The organism is Dyadobacter sp. LHD-138, from assembly GCF_030929615.1.
Taxonomy (GTDB): Bacteria; Bacteroidota; Bacteroidia; order Cytophagales; family Spirosomataceae; genus Dyadobacter.
In genome coordinates, this window is record NZ_JAVFVU010000021.1 from 78,580 (window position 1) to 94,652 (window position 16,073).

Below are 16,073 nucleotides of genomic sequence, written 5' to 3' on the forward strand. Positions count from 1 at the left end.
AATACATTAATAATCAAAAGGAAAGATTAAGTCCAAGAAGAAAATTCTGCTGATTGTTGGGATAATTTCCATAATCAACCCCAAAACTGGAACTGCTACCGCCAAGCTCCGGATCAAGTCCAGTATATTTTGTCAGCGTAAAAAGATTCGCAGCCTGTACATACAATCGCAGTCTGGAAATTTTTATTTTCTGCGAAATGGCCGGGTTGATCGTATAACCCAGCATCAGTGATCGCAATCTCAGATAAGAACCGTTTTCTACGAAATAAGAATTTAGTGCGCCTGATGTACTCAATGAGGCACCGGTTTCAATTTTCGGAACAGTCGTGTTGGTATTTTCCGGAGTCCAGGCATTTAGTAAAACATTGCTTTTGTTACCAATATAGCCCGCGTAAAAATGCGTGTAGGAACGAATGGTATTCACGATCTCGTTGCCCTGGGAACCATAAAATATAGCCGAGAAATCAAATCCTTTATAATTTAACCCCAGGTTGAGTCCGTAAGTAAAGTCCGGATTGGGGCTACCCAGCATGGTACGGTCATCGGGTGTAATAACCCCGTCACCATTCACATCCCTGTATTTGAAACGACCAGGTGCCGCACCCGTTTGCGCGGGCGCCTCAGAAACTTCCTGAGCCGAATTAAAAATGCCCAGTACATCGTATCCATAGAAAGAACTAACGGCTTCACCTTGCTTGTTGCGAACCAACGTTCCCATGCCCTGCTGGCTGGCTCCATCAAAATAACCCGGATTGGGGATATCCATCACCAGGTTTTTGTAGGCGGTAATATTGGTACCGAGTGAATATTGCAGCTCGTTCCCGATCTTACCTCTGTATGTGAGCGCGATATCAAATCCCTTATTCTGGATATCACCAATGTTTACCACCGGTGCAGCAGCCCCGCCAACGGTCGCCGGAAGTGGCTGGGTGAACAAAAGGCCGTTGATCGATTTTTTATAATATTCAAAAGAAACATCCAGGCTGTTGTTCAATAGCGTTGCATCAATCCCGATATTGGAAACGATGTTTTCCTCCCAGCCCGCATTGGGATTACCAATTCTCGTCTGGATAAAACCTTGTCTCACACTGTTACTGGATCCTGTAATGTCATAATATGCATTGCCATAACCGCCTCCAAACAAGGTATAGGCATTTTCAGGGGTCACATTATTCTGAGAGCCCAATACGCCATAACTGGCCCTTAATTTCAGATCATTAACCCAGGTCGCCGATTTCATGAAATTTTCCCCGGACAATCGCCATCCCAGAGAGACCGAAGGAAAGATACCATATCTTTTTTCAGATCCGAATTTCGAAGATCCATCCCTTCTGATTGTGGCGCCCAGCAGGTATTTGTCCTGGAAGGAATAATCCAGACGGCTAAAAACAGAAAACAGACTGTTTACATATCCATTGCTGTAATTGGTTACTCCGGAGGTTCCGTTTCCTAAAATCAGATAGTCAAATTCCATTGAAAAAAACTTTTGCGAGCTTCCGCCAACACTTCTTCCCATGCTTTTAATTGATTCGGAGCCCAGCAAAACCTGCAAATTATGTTTACCAAACTGATTGTTATACTTCAGGGTATTGGTCCAGGTTATTGTATTGTTATAGCTCGCTCCTTCCGAATAACTGTTCGGGCTGCTGTTTCCCTGCTTGTTATCGTATTGGGTGAAATTAAAACTTTGACTGTACGGGTTATTGATATTGGCCCCGATACTTGTTCGTGCCGTCAGGTTTTTTACTAAATCCACTTCCGCATAGGCGTTGCCAACAATGTTCCAGGAGCTGTTACGGTTATTAAGCGTCCGTTTTTGCTGTGCAACAGGATTTTGGTTGCTACCCAGATCGGGGCCGGCAAAAGTGCCTCCAAAATTCCCCTTGATGTCGTAAACCGGTACAATGGGCATCATTTTATAAACTGCCGACAGCGTTCCGAATTCGGCCTGGTTGCCAAAACCGGGATTGTCTACATAAAAAATGTTTACATTCTCCCCGATCCTGATCTTCTTGTTAATCCTGTATTCGGTGTTAATCCTGGCAGAATATCTCTTGAGATATGTCTCGATCAAAGTCCCCTTCTGATGAATGTAACCCAGCGAAAAAAGATAGCTCGCTTTCTCATTTCCCCCACTCACGGCCAGGTTATGACTGGTCATGAGTGCAGGTTTGAAAAGCGCATGGAACCAGTCGGTACCGGTTTTATTTACTTTTTGAATTAAATAATTATTTGCCGTATTGATCGGATCAAAACTGTATTTGGAAGGATCAACTGCCGGATTTCCTTCCATAGCCGCTCCGGAAACCCCGGGACCCGCGTACAGATAATCAGGCATACCATTTTTAAACAACGCATTGTTGGGCGTTGCAATCTTAACCACCTTCATGAAATCTTCGGAATTGAGCAGATTAAATGGATTTCCCGAAAGCGGGCGTTGAATGCCGTAATAACCGTCATAAGTAATGACAGGCTGTCCTGATTTTCCCTTTTTTGTTGTTACCACAATGACGCCGTTGGCACCACGTACCCCATAAATCGCCGCGGCTCCGGCATCTTTCAAAACCTGAATGGATTCAATTTCACCGGCGCTGATATTGTTGAGATCCGCCTGTATACCGTCCACGATTACAAGCGGCTGCGTATTGCCAAAAGACGTAATGCCCCGAATGAAAATGTTGCTACTGGCACCCGGAACGCCTGAACTGATTACATTCACACCGGCAGCCTGGCCCTGAAGCGCCTGAACGGCCGAACCCGCAGGTACGGATTTCAGGGCTTTCATATCCACAACGGCCACCGAGCCAATGATATCCTGTTTTCTCTGAGCGGAATAACCGGTTACAACAATCTCATCAAGCGACTGTATGTCGGGCGCTAGATTAATCATAATGGAAGTCTTGTTTCCGATCGCGATTTCCTGACTCTGATATCCTACAAAACTGAACACGAGCGTTTGTGATTGCGCAGGCAAAGCCAACAAATAGGCTCCGTTAACGTCCGTGGTTGTTCCCAGGCTTGTTGTACCCTTTACCACCACGCTAACGCCGGGTAAAGGCGTCTGACTTAAACTGTCCAGCACCACTCCTTTAATTTCCCTGGTATTTTGCGCTGCCAATCTCTCCGACGAGCAAAAACACAGTAGGACCAATAGCAAAATGGCAGCTTTTAACTGGTAAAGTTTCTCATGTTTCATAATTGATTCAGGTTGGAAAGAGTTTAAGAGTAGATATACAGTAAAATGATTCACTATTCGGCTCCATGCACAGAATCGTCACACTCCTTCCAGGACGCTTGGTTCTGTGCTTTGATCAATTTTTCAGTTGTGATGTGATGAAGATACCCTTCTTTTTGTTGACACTTTTAGCATATCAGACAGCTATCGCATATCTTTTATCGGTAGTCAATGATGCCCGGTATTGCTTTCAATCCAGTCCTCTAAGGAGTCAGATGAAGAATACAAAACCGATACAATCAAAAAATGTTTACTAATACAAATCAGTGCTAGTACGACAATTTCAAATTATCGTTTACAAATATATATCAATTTTGTAAACAAAAAAATAAAGAAGGATATTTTTTTTTATAATTTTTCAATCAAAAGTACCATCGAAAGAAACGGGAAGGAATTTTGCCGTGGATGGGTGATAGTCAGAAAAGACGGCCTGACCCGAAGCTGTTTAAGCACAACAAAACTTCATGAATGCCTGGATTGCTATTGGGATCTATTCCGTTCCCAACCTGCATGCGCGAGGCAAATTAGAAACAGAATAAGTCGACAGAAGGCAAAGTCATTGCGCCCGAAGCTCCGGCAAGATTATAGAAGGAATTTATTTTCGAAGACGGTAAATTACTCAAGATCCAAAACAGAGGCTTCTCCTCTGATCAAATGCTTGGTCAGTGTTTCCTCAGCCAGCCTGAGGTCCTTTTCTTTTAATGCCTTGACAATCTGACGATGCTCTAAATCAGTTTGCTCGTAGTCATTCATGTGGGTCTGCGACTGCCCGAGTTTGTGATGAAATAAAGGAATATTGCTGAATTGGTACAAATCCATCAACTTTTTATTCCTGGCACTGTCTATCAGGGTTTCATGAAATTTCACATCAGCCTCGCAGGCCCCGCCCAAATACCCTCCGCTTACCATGGAGGTAAAATCGTCGCATATATCCTCTAATTTTTTAATGAGTTTTTCATCTACCTTCTGAAAAGTAAGCCTCAAAGCGCCCAACTCCAGCACTTCCCGCAACTCCCGAATTTCCTTGATATCCGAAGCGGTTAGCGATTTGACAAAATACCCGCCCTTTTCACCAAAAACGATAAGGTTTTCCCCCAGCAACCTGGTCAAAGCCTCCCGCACGGCCATCCTATTCACTTCCATGCGTTTCGCCCAGATATCTTCCTTGAGCCTTATCCCGGATACCAGCTGATTCGACAGAATTTTTCTTCTCAGTTCTACATATACCTTATTGGCCAATGAATCTTCTTTCATTTTTATATAAACAATTTCGTTGATAAAATGTAAACATAAAGGTAGCAATTTTATAGATAAAAATTTAAACTTGTCAGTATAACATCTTGGCGTAAGGTCGGAATGAAAATATTTACAGAAACACGTTATTCGTATCGGACGAATTTATAGACAAACACGTTCTCAGAATGATAAAGGGTCAATGGATTTAACCTTTGAATTATTGATCTGCCGATTTTTTATTTTACACGACAAAACCCGTGCGCAGGGAGACTAAAAATAGTGTCAAAAAAAATATAGTATTCCTGTCGAATGGTGGGATATACGCACTTCAAAAAAAGTATTTAATTGAAAATAGCATAAATAATTGCTCAAACAGGCTATTTTGCGCACTTAAACTATCCTAATACCCAATGAAAAAACCTAAATCCAATCTAAAAGTAAGGTATCTTGTTAACCGATCCTGGTGCTATCCGCTAGCCTTGATCGCAGGGATATCGTTGTTTAACACCCCTCAGGCCATCGCCAACCCACTGGCGAACAAGGCCAAAGTTAATGTGGTCCGTATGGACCAGACCGTAACCGGTAGTGTGAAAGATGAAAAAGGGGAAGCCCTTGTCGGAGTAACCGTTACCATGAAGAACAGTAATGGCATCGGTACCTCCACGGACATGAATGGCGAATTTTCCCTAAATATTCCCGAAAACCTGGTAACGAATGCCACCCTTGTTTTTAGCTATATCGGGTACGCTCCCGTGGAAGCTAAAGTAGCCGGAAAAACAAGATTTGACATGGCATTAACTGCGACAGTCAATCAACTGGAGCAAGTGGTTATCGTCGGATATTCTGCTAAAAAAGTAAAATATCTATCCAGCTCCGTTGCCACCATCAGCAGTGCCAAATTAAGAGACGTAACCTCCAATGAACTTCCTAACTTACTTCAGGGCAAAGCCCCGGGCGTGGTGGTTTCCACTTCATCCGGTGACCCCACAAGTGCCGGAAAAATATTGATCCGCGGAGCCGGCACCATTTCCGCCGGAACATCTCCTTTGATCGTCGTGGACGGAAACATTGGCGGGAACTATAACCCGGTCGATGTAGAAAGTATAACCGTGTTGAAAGACGTTGCTGCAACGGGTTTGTACGGATCGCGCGCGGCGAACGGGGTAATCATCGTGAACACAAAAATGGGGAAAGCCGGTAAAACGGAGATCAGCTTTAACAACACCATTGGTTTTTCGCAGGCTACGACCGGAAAATTCAAACTCATGAACTCTCAGCAGTTGTTTGATTTTCAGAAGGATTTCTATCCTCGAAACCCTTCTGTGCTAAGCACGGATACGGACTGGTGGAACGAGGCTTTCAGAACGGGTTTTGTGAACAGCCATAACGTCTCTGCATCCGGGGGAAATGAAAAAACCACTTTCTATATCTCCGGGAACTACTACAAAGAGCAGGGAACGCAGATTGAGAACGATAAAACCGGTTACAACTTCCGTACCAACCTGCAATCTCGGCTCACCAAAAAACTGACCGCAAAGGTTTTATTTAATGGAACGTTCAATAAAGACAACTATGCCAATAGCAATACTTTATACGACGCCTACAACAACTTACCTTTTGACCCCGCTTACAACGCCGATGGAAGCCCGATTGACGCAAGAAGCTATAAAGGATGGCTGGGACGCGACCGGGAAAACTTTCTACACTCGGTTCAGTACAATTACTCAAAGGCACAGAGCCTTACCATAAACACAGACGTAAATCTCGACTACGATCTGACGGACAAAATTACCCTGTCATCATACAACCGGGTAAACTTTGGCAATGGTCAAAGCGCGTGGTATAACGACAGACGCACCAAGCAAGGCGGCGCCAATGGCGGTGAACTCAACAACGGTACGACCTACTCTAACCGTCTGCTGACCTCTAACCGTATTCGATACACCGAGGATTTTGGCAGACATGGACTAACCCTTTTGGGTGTAGCCGAAGCTGAAACTTCCCGTTCAAGCTTTACTACCGCTGACGGAAAAGGACTTCCGGCCGGTCATGATGTGATGTCTGTTGCTACCGATGTGCGCTTGAACCCAACCGGAGCAAACGAACAAGTTGGGTTCCGTAAATTCCTGGGTCAGGCAGATTATAACTATGATAACAAATATTTCCTGGTTGGGTCTTTTGTCAATGAATTTTCATCGTTGTTTGGTAAGAATAACTCTTCTGGTAACTTTTTCCAGCTAGGTGCTTCCTGGATTTTAAGCAATGAAAACTTCCTGAAGAATAATAACACGATCACTTTTGCAAAACTACGTGCCAGCCATGGTACCGTGGGTAATGCCGATGGCATTTCAAATTTTGCTTCATTGGGCTTGTATTCTATTTCTTCGGATGCTTCCTATTCCGGACTACCAGGCGCCTTCCCTTCTCAAAAAGGAAATCCGAACCTAACCTGGGAGAAAATTAAGTCATCCAACATCGGTTTTGATCTGAGTTTTTTCAACCGTATTGACCTCGTTGTGGATGCCTACGTGAAAGAAGCCAGTGAGCTTTTGTATAGAAAACCCCTTGCTGCTACCACCGGATATAGCTACGTATGGCAAAATGCAGGTTCTATTCGTAACAAGGGAATTGAATTCAGCCTGACTTCTACCAACTTCAAAACCAAGGATTTCGAATGGGAAACCAATCTGAACATGGGCTTTAACCGCAACAAGGTTCTTGAACTGAGTGGCGGAGCTACCGTATTCAACTCAGGAGCACGCCAGCCTATTGCTGTAGGCCACAACATGGACGAATTCAACATGCCAATTTGGGCAGGTGTGAATCCGGACAATGGTCAACCGCAATGGGAAAGAGTTATTACAGCTGCTGATGGAAACATCACCAAAGAACTGACCAGTACTTACAGCCAGGCGCAAACAGCCACTTCCCGCCAGTTCACAGGAAAAACTGCCGCTCCAAAGTTTACAGGCGGTCTTTCCAATACCCTGACTTATAAAGGTATCACGCTATCTGCTTTCTTTAACTTTGTCGTTGGAAACTATGTGTACAACGAAAGCCGTGTGTACTTCGATAACGACGGTCTTTATGAAAGTTATAACCAGATGGTTCCCGCAAAAGGATGGACGCGCTGGGAAAAACCCGGTGACATTGCTACGCACCCAAAAGCCATCGTAGGTGGAAACAAAGATTCCAATCAGTCTTCCACGCGTTATCTTGAAAATGCGAGCTATATCCGCCTGAGAAACGTTCGTCTTAGCTATTCTTTGCCTGACAACATGCTGGGTAAAACCGGATTCTCCAAAATCGCTGTATTCGTGAGTGGTGACAATCTATGGACTGGAACTAAGTTTTCTGGCCCAGATCCGGAAGCTTCCTTGTCACAAATTGACCTATCATCAGGATTATCCAGCATAAGATATCCAATTAGTAAAAAATATCTTTTCGGGATCAACTTTTCATTCTAATTCGTCATGAGAAAATATTCAGTTCATAAATTATTATTAATGGGCGTATTAACACTCGGTTCTCTATCGTGTGAAAAATACTATGATCCCACTACATCCATCAACGAGGAAGTGGCGCTTAACAATGCCGAAGATGTGGGTACGGCCACCATTGGAACTTATGCCGTTTTGTTAAATGCGGCCTATGTACGTAGCGTTCACTTCCTCATGGAATATCCGAGTGATGAAGTGGCACAGGGACAATCTTCTGGTGATGACCTGACGCGGGCGTATCGCTACACCCACATCAATACCTCCGGCCATTGCACCAACTTCTGGGGACAGGCCTATAAGGTAATTGCTGCGGCAAACAAAATCATTGCCTACGTGCCAAACGAGTCGTCGGCAGCGATGCGCCAGTTAAAAGGTGAGAACCTGTACTTGCGTGCTATGATGCACTTCAATCTGGTTCGTGTATTCGGACGGCCGTATACGCAGGGCAACGGCGATTCCCCTGGTGTACCTTTACTTAGAGACGGATTTTCAGAGGATCAGATCAATGCCATCACCCGCAGTTCAGTAAAGGAAGTATACGACCTGGTGATCAGCGATTTAACACAGGCACATGAGTTAATGTCTGAAAACAAGTCCAATTCCTTTGCATCCAAAGAGGTGGCGCAGGCATTGTTGTCTCGTGTGTATCTTTACAAAGGCGACAACGAAAATGCGATTAAGTATGCCGATTTGGTGATCAAATCCGGGCGTTACAAGCTAGTACAAGGCGCAGAATATTCGGGCTATTTCAAAACGGCTCCGGCTAGTAATCCCGAAACTATTTTCGCCATCCGCCATACCAAAGTTCAGGATAGAGCTTTCTCGGCGATTGGATCCATGTATTTCAGCAGCGATGCCTCCGGTACTGCGCAAGGACAAGGTGTAAGTGGCTGGGCAGAAATTTATGCCTCTCAGAAATATTTTGATTTTGTAGGTAAAAACGCCAATGACCTCAGAAACAATTTCATAACGCCTTACGTCGTTGGCGGCGTGGTACAGCACAATACAAAGTTGAATCCATCCACTCCGATGTATTACGTTAATAAATACTCGATGCAGGAAGGCGTAATCAACCTAAGCTCTCCGGTATATCTGCGTCTTGCCGAAATGTACCTGATCCGTGCAGAAGCCAATGCAAAACTCGGTAAAACCGCTGCTGCGCTGGAAGATGTGAATTTACTTCGCCAACGTGCAGGATTATCGGGTGACAAACTTTATACAAACGCCAACCTGGGCAGCAAAACGGCACTGGATGTGGTCATGGAAGAGCGCTGGCTCGAACTGGCTTTTGAAGGACACCGCTCCTATGATTTGTTCCGTAATAATCTTCCCATGGAGAGGAATTACCCGGGTACACATTCATTGAACAATACGCCAACAACCAATTTGTCCCAGAAAGTACTACCAACCGATCCGCGCGTTATTTTCTTTATACCGCAGGCAGAAATCGACCGCAATTCAAAACTCACTCAGAACCCATAGTAACTGAGCGTTGCGTTATTAAAAAGGTGACGGGAGCATTTTCCTATCACCTTTTTTTTATTCACCTGTCCCGTGTTGTTACCAGCCAGTTTCAATCTTACATTTACTTGGTTAATACCAGGTAAATTGACTTTGCAGGATTCCATGCAGTCTGCCCCCAAATTCACAGTAATCAGAACAGTATTCACATCTGGAACCTGACTGCAAAATAAAACCGCAGACCTTTGAGACTCAAACGTAATCCTATGAACATGAAACGCCTACTTCTGTTTTTCCTGATGCACATACCTACTTTCCTCTATGCTCAGATCAACTGGGGAGATTATTCCCAGAGTTTTCCGGCAGGAACGATGGACAAGCCCGAAAACGTTGGCTTGATCCTCGCCATCCCCAAAACCAACAATTCATTTTGGAGCGTCCGAAGCAAAAGCGTCCATTTTGATGCGTTCACCAGAGACACTTCCTTTACCGCCTCACGTCCCTCTGACATGCAGACCCGGACTACCTTTGATACTGCCAACGCACAGTTTTTTCTGCACGGTGTAAATAAAAACAATGCAAGTCTATACCTGTTTCGCGTAATGGAATATCCAAGTCAGAAGGTGCTTGTCCCCTGGAAATCCATTACCCGGTTTACAGAATCCAGTGTTATCAGAAGTGCCGGATTACCCCAAATGGCTTATCTGGGAGGCTACAAAACCGGCTTGGGGAGCATGCTGATTATGGATGTTAGAAAAAAGGATCATCTGTCGATCATCGCAACGAGCCTGGTGGCCTGGGAATCGATTCGTCCCTCCGTGTCGAGCATTTATACGTCAGCCGATTTAGATATCTTTTTGCAAAAATTGCAACATCCCTGGGCAAAATCTACCTCCGCCGACACCGCCCAATATTCCCTAGACAATATTAGATTACCCGCCGCGAACAACAATCTGGTCTTTATGCTGAGTGCAGACATTTATGCGAAAAATCAGGTCCAATACCAACTGATTCATAATGACCAGGTGATTAGAAACTGGCGGAACAACGAATATGACAACAACTTTATCTGGCTCAAAGATTTTTCACCAGGCCAGTATCGCATACGTATCCGATACGCTGTACAGCCCAAGCATGTAACCGAATACGCCTTCGAAGTAGAACCAGCATGGCATCAATCGTTTTGGTTTAAACTCGTAATTTTGGGCATGGGGGTTGTGGTTATCGGGCTCATCCTGTTCGTCTATTTACTGATCCGGCAACGACGCAAAACCCGTCAGGAAGCAGCCAACAGACAAAAACTGCAACTTGAACTTAAAGCACTGTACGCGCAGCTCAATCCCCATTTTATCTTCAATGCCCTCAGTTCGATTCAGGGATTAATCAACCGTCAGGATCTGAAAGGGGCCAACGAGTACTTATCCGATTTTGCCCGGTTGATGCGGGAGTCGTTAACCGGAAGCAACAAAGAAGAAACGTCTTTTCAGCAAGAATTGCAAACAATGAAAACCTACCTGAAGCTGGAACAACTCCGGTTCGGATTTCAATACACCATTCAGGTCGATGAGCAGATTGATGTATCCGCCACCAGCATGCCCTCTCTGTTATGGCAGCCATTACTGGAAAATGCCGTCAAACACGGCGTGGCTGCTTTACAGCAAGCGGGCCGAATTTTTATACAATTCGAAAAGACGAATAATGCCCTTATTTTACGGATCTCTGACAATGGTAAGGGAATAGTTACCCAAGAAACCAGCAGCGGGTTTGGCTTAAAACTGACCCGTGATCGCATTCATCTTTTAAATGAACTGAACAACGAACAGCCTATATCGTTAGTATTCAACGACCGGTCGACGTCCGGTACAGAAGTAACACTAAGCTTTACCCATTGGTTTTTATGAAAGCAATTTTGATTGACGACGAGCCTCACAATCTCAATAATTTACAGGTATTGCTCGAAACGTATTGCCCCCAGATAGAAACATGCGCGCTGGCCCTGAATGCCGAACAGGGAAAAGCGGCCCTGTTTACCCATCAGCCCGATTTGCTGTTTCTGGACATCCAGATGCCCGGCGAAGATGGTTTCGCGATGCTGCGCAGTTTGGCGGGGCACGACTTCGAAGTCATCTTTGTCACGGCTTATGATCAGTACGCTATCCAGGCCATGCGGTTTTCCGCCATCGACTACCTACTCAAACCAATAAATATCAACGAGTTACAGGCCGCCGTAACCAGGGCCAGTAAACAGCGTCGATTAAAGGTTCAGAATCAGCAAGTAGACTACCTGATGCAATGGCTCAAAGCACAGTCCCAAAAAGAAGAACAGCGTATTGCCCTTTCAACGACAGAGGAAACCAGATTTGTCAAAACCAGTGAAATTATTCGTTGCGAATCTTCCAATAACTACACAACATTCTTTCTAAACGATGGCGAGCGCTTGCTGGTCAGTAAACCGATTTATGAATACGACGAATTACTAAGTGGCTATGGCTTTTTACGCTGCCATCAGTCCCACTTGGTGAACAAAGCTTTTGTCAAAAGCTGGAAGAAAGAATACGGCGACTTCTTGTTGTTGATCGATGGTACTCAGGTGCCTATATCCAGAGGCAAAAAAGAGACCGTTAAAAAAGCACTTCATAACGAAACGAAATCCTGATTCCTTAACTGCCCCCTTTCCCTCGGCCTGATTTGGCTTTCTGTTTCGCACAAATTTATGTAATGGAATATTTTGGGTAACGCCACCTGAAGATAATTTTATAGAAATTAAAAAGGCTAAATTTTAAAGTGGGAAAGCCACCCCAACACCAGCCGTTCCAAAGGAACGATATTTCGCAATTTCAATACCCTTGCTACCAACGAAATGTTCCTATTGGACCAAAACGCCGAAATACCCAATATCCTTGTCCCATCGGGACATTTCGTTGGTAGAAGCTCAGATAGATTGATGTGGTTTTCGTTCCGTAGGAACGTTTCGTGGTATTGATAGGACCAATTAAATTATTCAATAAGTATGACTGGTTAAGGTTACCACCGGTATACTGTCAGGATTTTAAATATGTACAAGAAACGGCCTCCAAGTTATTTGTCTGCGACAATCACTTTAATACCCCGGTCTTCCAGAGATTTGACCGTATCCACAGACACGCCCGAATCGGTAATAATGTACTGTATCTGATCCAGATCACAAATTTTACCGATTCCTCTTTTTCCAAACTTGGTATGATCCGCCATAACGGCGACACTTTGTGCCGTGGCGATCATTTTCTGATTCAATCCAGCCTCGGTCAGGTTACTGATCGACAAACCAAAATCAAAGTCAATGCCGTCGACACCTATAAAAAGAATACCACACGATATATGGTCAAGAATATACTCGGCATAAGATCCGGCTACGGACGAAGAATTTTGCCGGATCAATCCTCCCAACTGTAAAACTTCCACATTCGGCCTGTTACTTAATTCGAGCGTGACCTTTACCGCCGGTGTAATCACCGTAATCTGTTTAGCAGGCTGCAAACAACGTGCAAGTTCAAAAACGGTCGTCCCTGAACCGATCATGATCGAATCATTTTGACGGATAAGCTTCAAGGCAGCCTTCGCTATACTTTGCTTCTGTTCCGCATTAATAAATTCCTTCTCGTTAATCGGCCTTTCAACGGCATAAGGATTACTGATCGAACCGCCCCCGTGTGTACGGAAAAGCAAATTTTTATCTTCCAGCAGTTTAAGGTCTTTTCGGATCGTAACGCCCGAAACCTGCATCAGATCCGATAGCTCCTGAATATTTACGCTGCCCGCCTTCTTCAGTTCCTGTAAAATGAATTGATGTCTTTCTGTAATATTTTTCATTTGATACACTTTGAAAGCAATTATAAGAAGACTTTGCGAAAATCAAAAGTTTACGACATTATTAATGAAAGACAAATAATTTAAAATACATTATTTTATCTAAATAATACAACTCAATATCAGCATTATTAAATCATTAACAACTTTCTCTTTGTATTATCATATTGTCAATTTTAATTTTTCGCTATTTCAAATAGTTTAATAAACTTTAATTTTGTTTAATTAATTTTATTTTACTTTGTTTACACAATCATTCAATTGTTTTGTTAATAAATATTATCTGTTTTATTCTAAATAATCACCCTTTCAGGCTTTAATTTATTTACCTAAGCAAAAACCGAAAGTAAAACACCCAAATGTAAACAAAATGCAAAACACCGGGCAACGAACAACCAGCCTAGGCTATCACCACCTTCATCAGTTCTACCTGAGATATTCTTTTCACTGATCCCCCGAATTCCTAAACTCTTAATTACATGACACCAATGACTAAACTTGAACAGATCGGCATGCCCAGGAATCTTGCCTGGGGCTACCTGGGCATATTGATCTTTATGATGGGCGACGGTGTGGAACAGGGCTGGCTCAGCCCCTACCTGCTCGAACACGGTATGAGCATTCAGCAATCCGCCTCACTTTTTACCGTCTACGGCATTACCATCGCCATTTCGTCCTGGTTTTCGGGCGTTCTTGCCGAAGGTTTCGGGCCTAGAAAAGCCATGCTGATGGGGATTTCACTATACATCATCGGCACGATTGGCTTCGTTGGCTATGGCATGGAAAAACTGGATTTCCCCGTCATGTTGCTGACTTATGCCATTCGTGGCTTTGGGTACCCGTTATTTGCCTATTCCTTTCTTGTCTGGATTACCTACCGGACTCCCGAGCAGAAACTTGGCCGCGCAGTTGGCTGGTTTTGGTTCGTTTTCACGGGAGGCCTTAACGTGCTCGGTGCCTATTATTCCAGCTGGGCCATCGACCGCCTTGGCTATCAAAATACACTGTGGAGTTCTATACTATGGGTTTCGATCGGGGCATTTTTAGCCCTGGTATTAAATAAAGACCAATTTCGCCCAGCCTCTGAAACGACCGGCACAAAAGCCGGGGAACTGCTTAAAGGACTGATGATTATCCGCGAAGAACCAAAAGTTCTGATCGGTGGAATCGTACGGATCATCAACACCACAGCACAGTTTGCATTCCCGGTTTTTTTACCGATGTACCTGGCCTCTCACGGTTTTACAACCAAGGAGTGGCTGCAGATCTGGGGGACTATTTTTACGAGTAATATTATTTTCAATCTGATGTTCGGCTTTGTCGGCGACCGCCTGGGCTGGCGAAATACCATTATGTGGTTTGGCGGTGTTGGCTGCGGCATCGGCACATTGCTGTTCTACTATTCACCAATCTGGTTTGATGCGAACTTCTGGATGGTATTATCTTCAGGCGTGCTTTGGGGAGGTTTACTGGCCGGTTATGTGCCGCTCTCTGCGCTGGTACCTTCCCTGGTCAGGGAGGAAAAAGGCGCCGCCATGGCGATCTTAAATCTGGGCGCGGGACTGCCTGTTTTCATCGGCCCCGCGATTGTTGGCTTATGCATCGGCTCGATCGGCAGTGAAGGCGTCGTCTGGATCCTGGCTATTCTATACTTTATCAGCGCCATACTGACGCGGTTCATAACACTGCCCAACGAGCAAAAGAAAACCGATTCCCTCATCCTCACAAACGAGCAGCATTCCTGATACGACTAAAAATCATCATTAATTAACAAAACATCAAATGAGAATACTGATTACAGCGCCTTATTATGAGAAAGCGCAGGAAATTTTGAAACAACAATTCGGAGAGATCATATACAAACCCTGGAAATTACAGGGAAGGGCCTATAACGAAAGAGAACTGATCGGCCTTTTGTCAGAAACAAAAGCCGAAGCACTGATCACCGAACACGACGAGGTTACAGAAGCCGTCATCCATGCATTTCCCGAACTTCGTTTCATCGGTGTTTGCCGGGGGACACCATCCAATGTTGCCGTATCGATAGCAACAAAAAAAGGCATTCCGGTCTTCCACACCCCCGCCCGAAATGCGCAGGCTGTTGCGGAAATGTTTATCGCCAATCTGGTTAACTTAATGCGGAACACCCTGGCCGGAATAAACTGGCTGGAAGGAGAAAATTGGGAAGCCGGCGCACATACCTCTTACCTTCAGTTCAAGGGCAACGAAATTGCCGGAAAAACAATCGGAATGGTTGGTTTTGGTGCGGTAGGACAAACAATCGCGAATCTGATCAGGCATTTTCCCACCAAAATCCAGTATTATGACCCGTTTTACACTTCGCACGATCCGGTTTACAAAAAGGTAAGTCTTGAAGAATTGTTCAAAACCTGTGATGTGGTTTCCGTGCATTTGCCAGTCAACGCGGACACGATAGGCATGATCGGCAAAGACCTGATTTCCCTGATGAAACCTGATTCCATTTTTGTCAATACCGCCCGCGCGGTTGTCGTGAAGCGCGAAGACTTATGGTTTGCGATTGAAAATAACCTGATAAGGGGTGCAATTCTGGACGTTTTTGACCACGAACCGCCGGATGAACTGGATTACAAACTGATTCATCATGAAAACGTGCTCGCAACCCCGCACATCGCGGGTGCTACTTTCGAAGTAGAGGACCATCATGCAAACATCATGAACAATTGTCTGCACAATTTTTATGTGGAAGGTAACCAGTCGATACGGCAACTGGTAAACAAGGAAGTATTATCCGTAAAAGCTTCTTAAATAACAAG

9 protein-coding genes are annotated in these 16,073 nt (G+C 44.5%); 6 read left to right on the plus strand and 3 right to left on the minus strand.

Going from position 1 to position 16,073, the window contains the following annotated elements:
• Positions 1–13: 13 nt before the first annotated feature.
• Entirely contained in the window at positions 14–3,196 is a 3,183-nt protein-coding gene (locus RB622_RS16780) for a TonB-dependent receptor (protein ID WP_308047734.1), read from the minus strand.
• 654 nt (positions 3,197–3,850) lie between these two features.
• Complete coding sequence (locus RB622_RS16785; protein WP_308047735.1) at positions 3,851–4,489, minus strand: GntR family transcriptional regulator; 639 nt, start codon at positions 4,487–4,489, stop codon at positions 3,851–3,853.
• 392 nt (positions 4,490–4,881) lie between these two features.
• Between RB622_RS16785 and RB622_RS16790 the strand changes: the two genes are divergently transcribed.
• The 4 genes from RB622_RS16790 to RB622_RS16805 all read left to right on the plus strand — a co-directional run bounded on the left by RB622_RS16790 (position 4,882) and on the right by RB622_RS16805 (position 12,088).
• Positions 4,882–7,938 carry a SusC/RagA family TonB-linked outer membrane protein gene (locus RB622_RS16790; protein WP_308047736.1) on the plus strand — a complete coding sequence of 1,019 codons (3,057 nt, stop codon included), beginning with the start codon at positions 4,882–4,884 and terminating at the stop codon, positions 7,936–7,938.
• A 6-nt stretch (positions 7,939–7,944) separates the two neighbouring features.
• Positions 7,945–9,453, plus strand: a complete 1,509-nt coding sequence (locus tag RB622_RS16795; RefSeq protein WP_308047737.1) for a RagB/SusD family nutrient uptake outer membrane protein — start codon at positions 7,945–7,947, stop codon at positions 9,451–9,453.
• 251 nt (positions 9,454–9,704) lie between these two features.
• Positions 9,705–11,333: a histidine kinase gene (locus tag RB622_RS16800; protein ID WP_308047738.1), complete on the plus strand. Its 1,629-nt coding sequence runs from the start codon at positions 9,705–9,707 to the stop codon at positions 11,331–11,333.
• The gene (locus RB622_RS16805; RefSeq protein ID WP_308047739.1) at positions 11,330–12,088 is read left to right on the plus strand and encodes a LytTR family DNA-binding domain-containing protein; all 759 of its coding nucleotides are present in this window, start codon (positions 11,330–11,332) and stop codon (positions 12,086–12,088) included. Before RB622_RS16800 ends, RB622_RS16805 begins: the two co-directional genes overlap by 4 nt.
• A gap of 422 nt (positions 12,089–12,510) precedes the next feature.
• On the opposite strand, the gene RB622_RS16810 is transcribed toward RB622_RS16805, so the two are convergent.
• Positions 12,511–13,281 carry a DeoR/GlpR family DNA-binding transcription regulator gene (locus RB622_RS16810; protein ID WP_308047740.1) on the minus strand — a complete coding sequence of 257 codons (771 nt, stop codon included), beginning with the start codon at positions 13,279–13,281 and terminating at the stop codon, positions 12,511–12,513.
• A gap of 476 nt (positions 13,282–13,757) precedes the next feature.
• On the opposite strand from RB622_RS16810, the gene RB622_RS16815 reads away from it, so the two are divergent.
• A complete protein-coding gene (locus RB622_RS16815) occupies positions 13,758–15,023 on the plus strand; it encodes an MFS transporter (RefSeq protein WP_308047741.1) in 1,266 nt (421 codons plus the stop codon).
• Between the two features lie 37 nt (positions 15,024–15,060).
• Positions 15,061–16,065 (plus strand): 2-hydroxyacid dehydrogenase, encoded by a 1,005-nt coding sequence (locus RB622_RS16820; protein ID WP_308047742.1) that lies wholly within the window; start codon positions 15,061–15,063, stop codon positions 16,063–16,065.
• Positions 16,066–16,073: the final 8 nt, after the last annotated feature.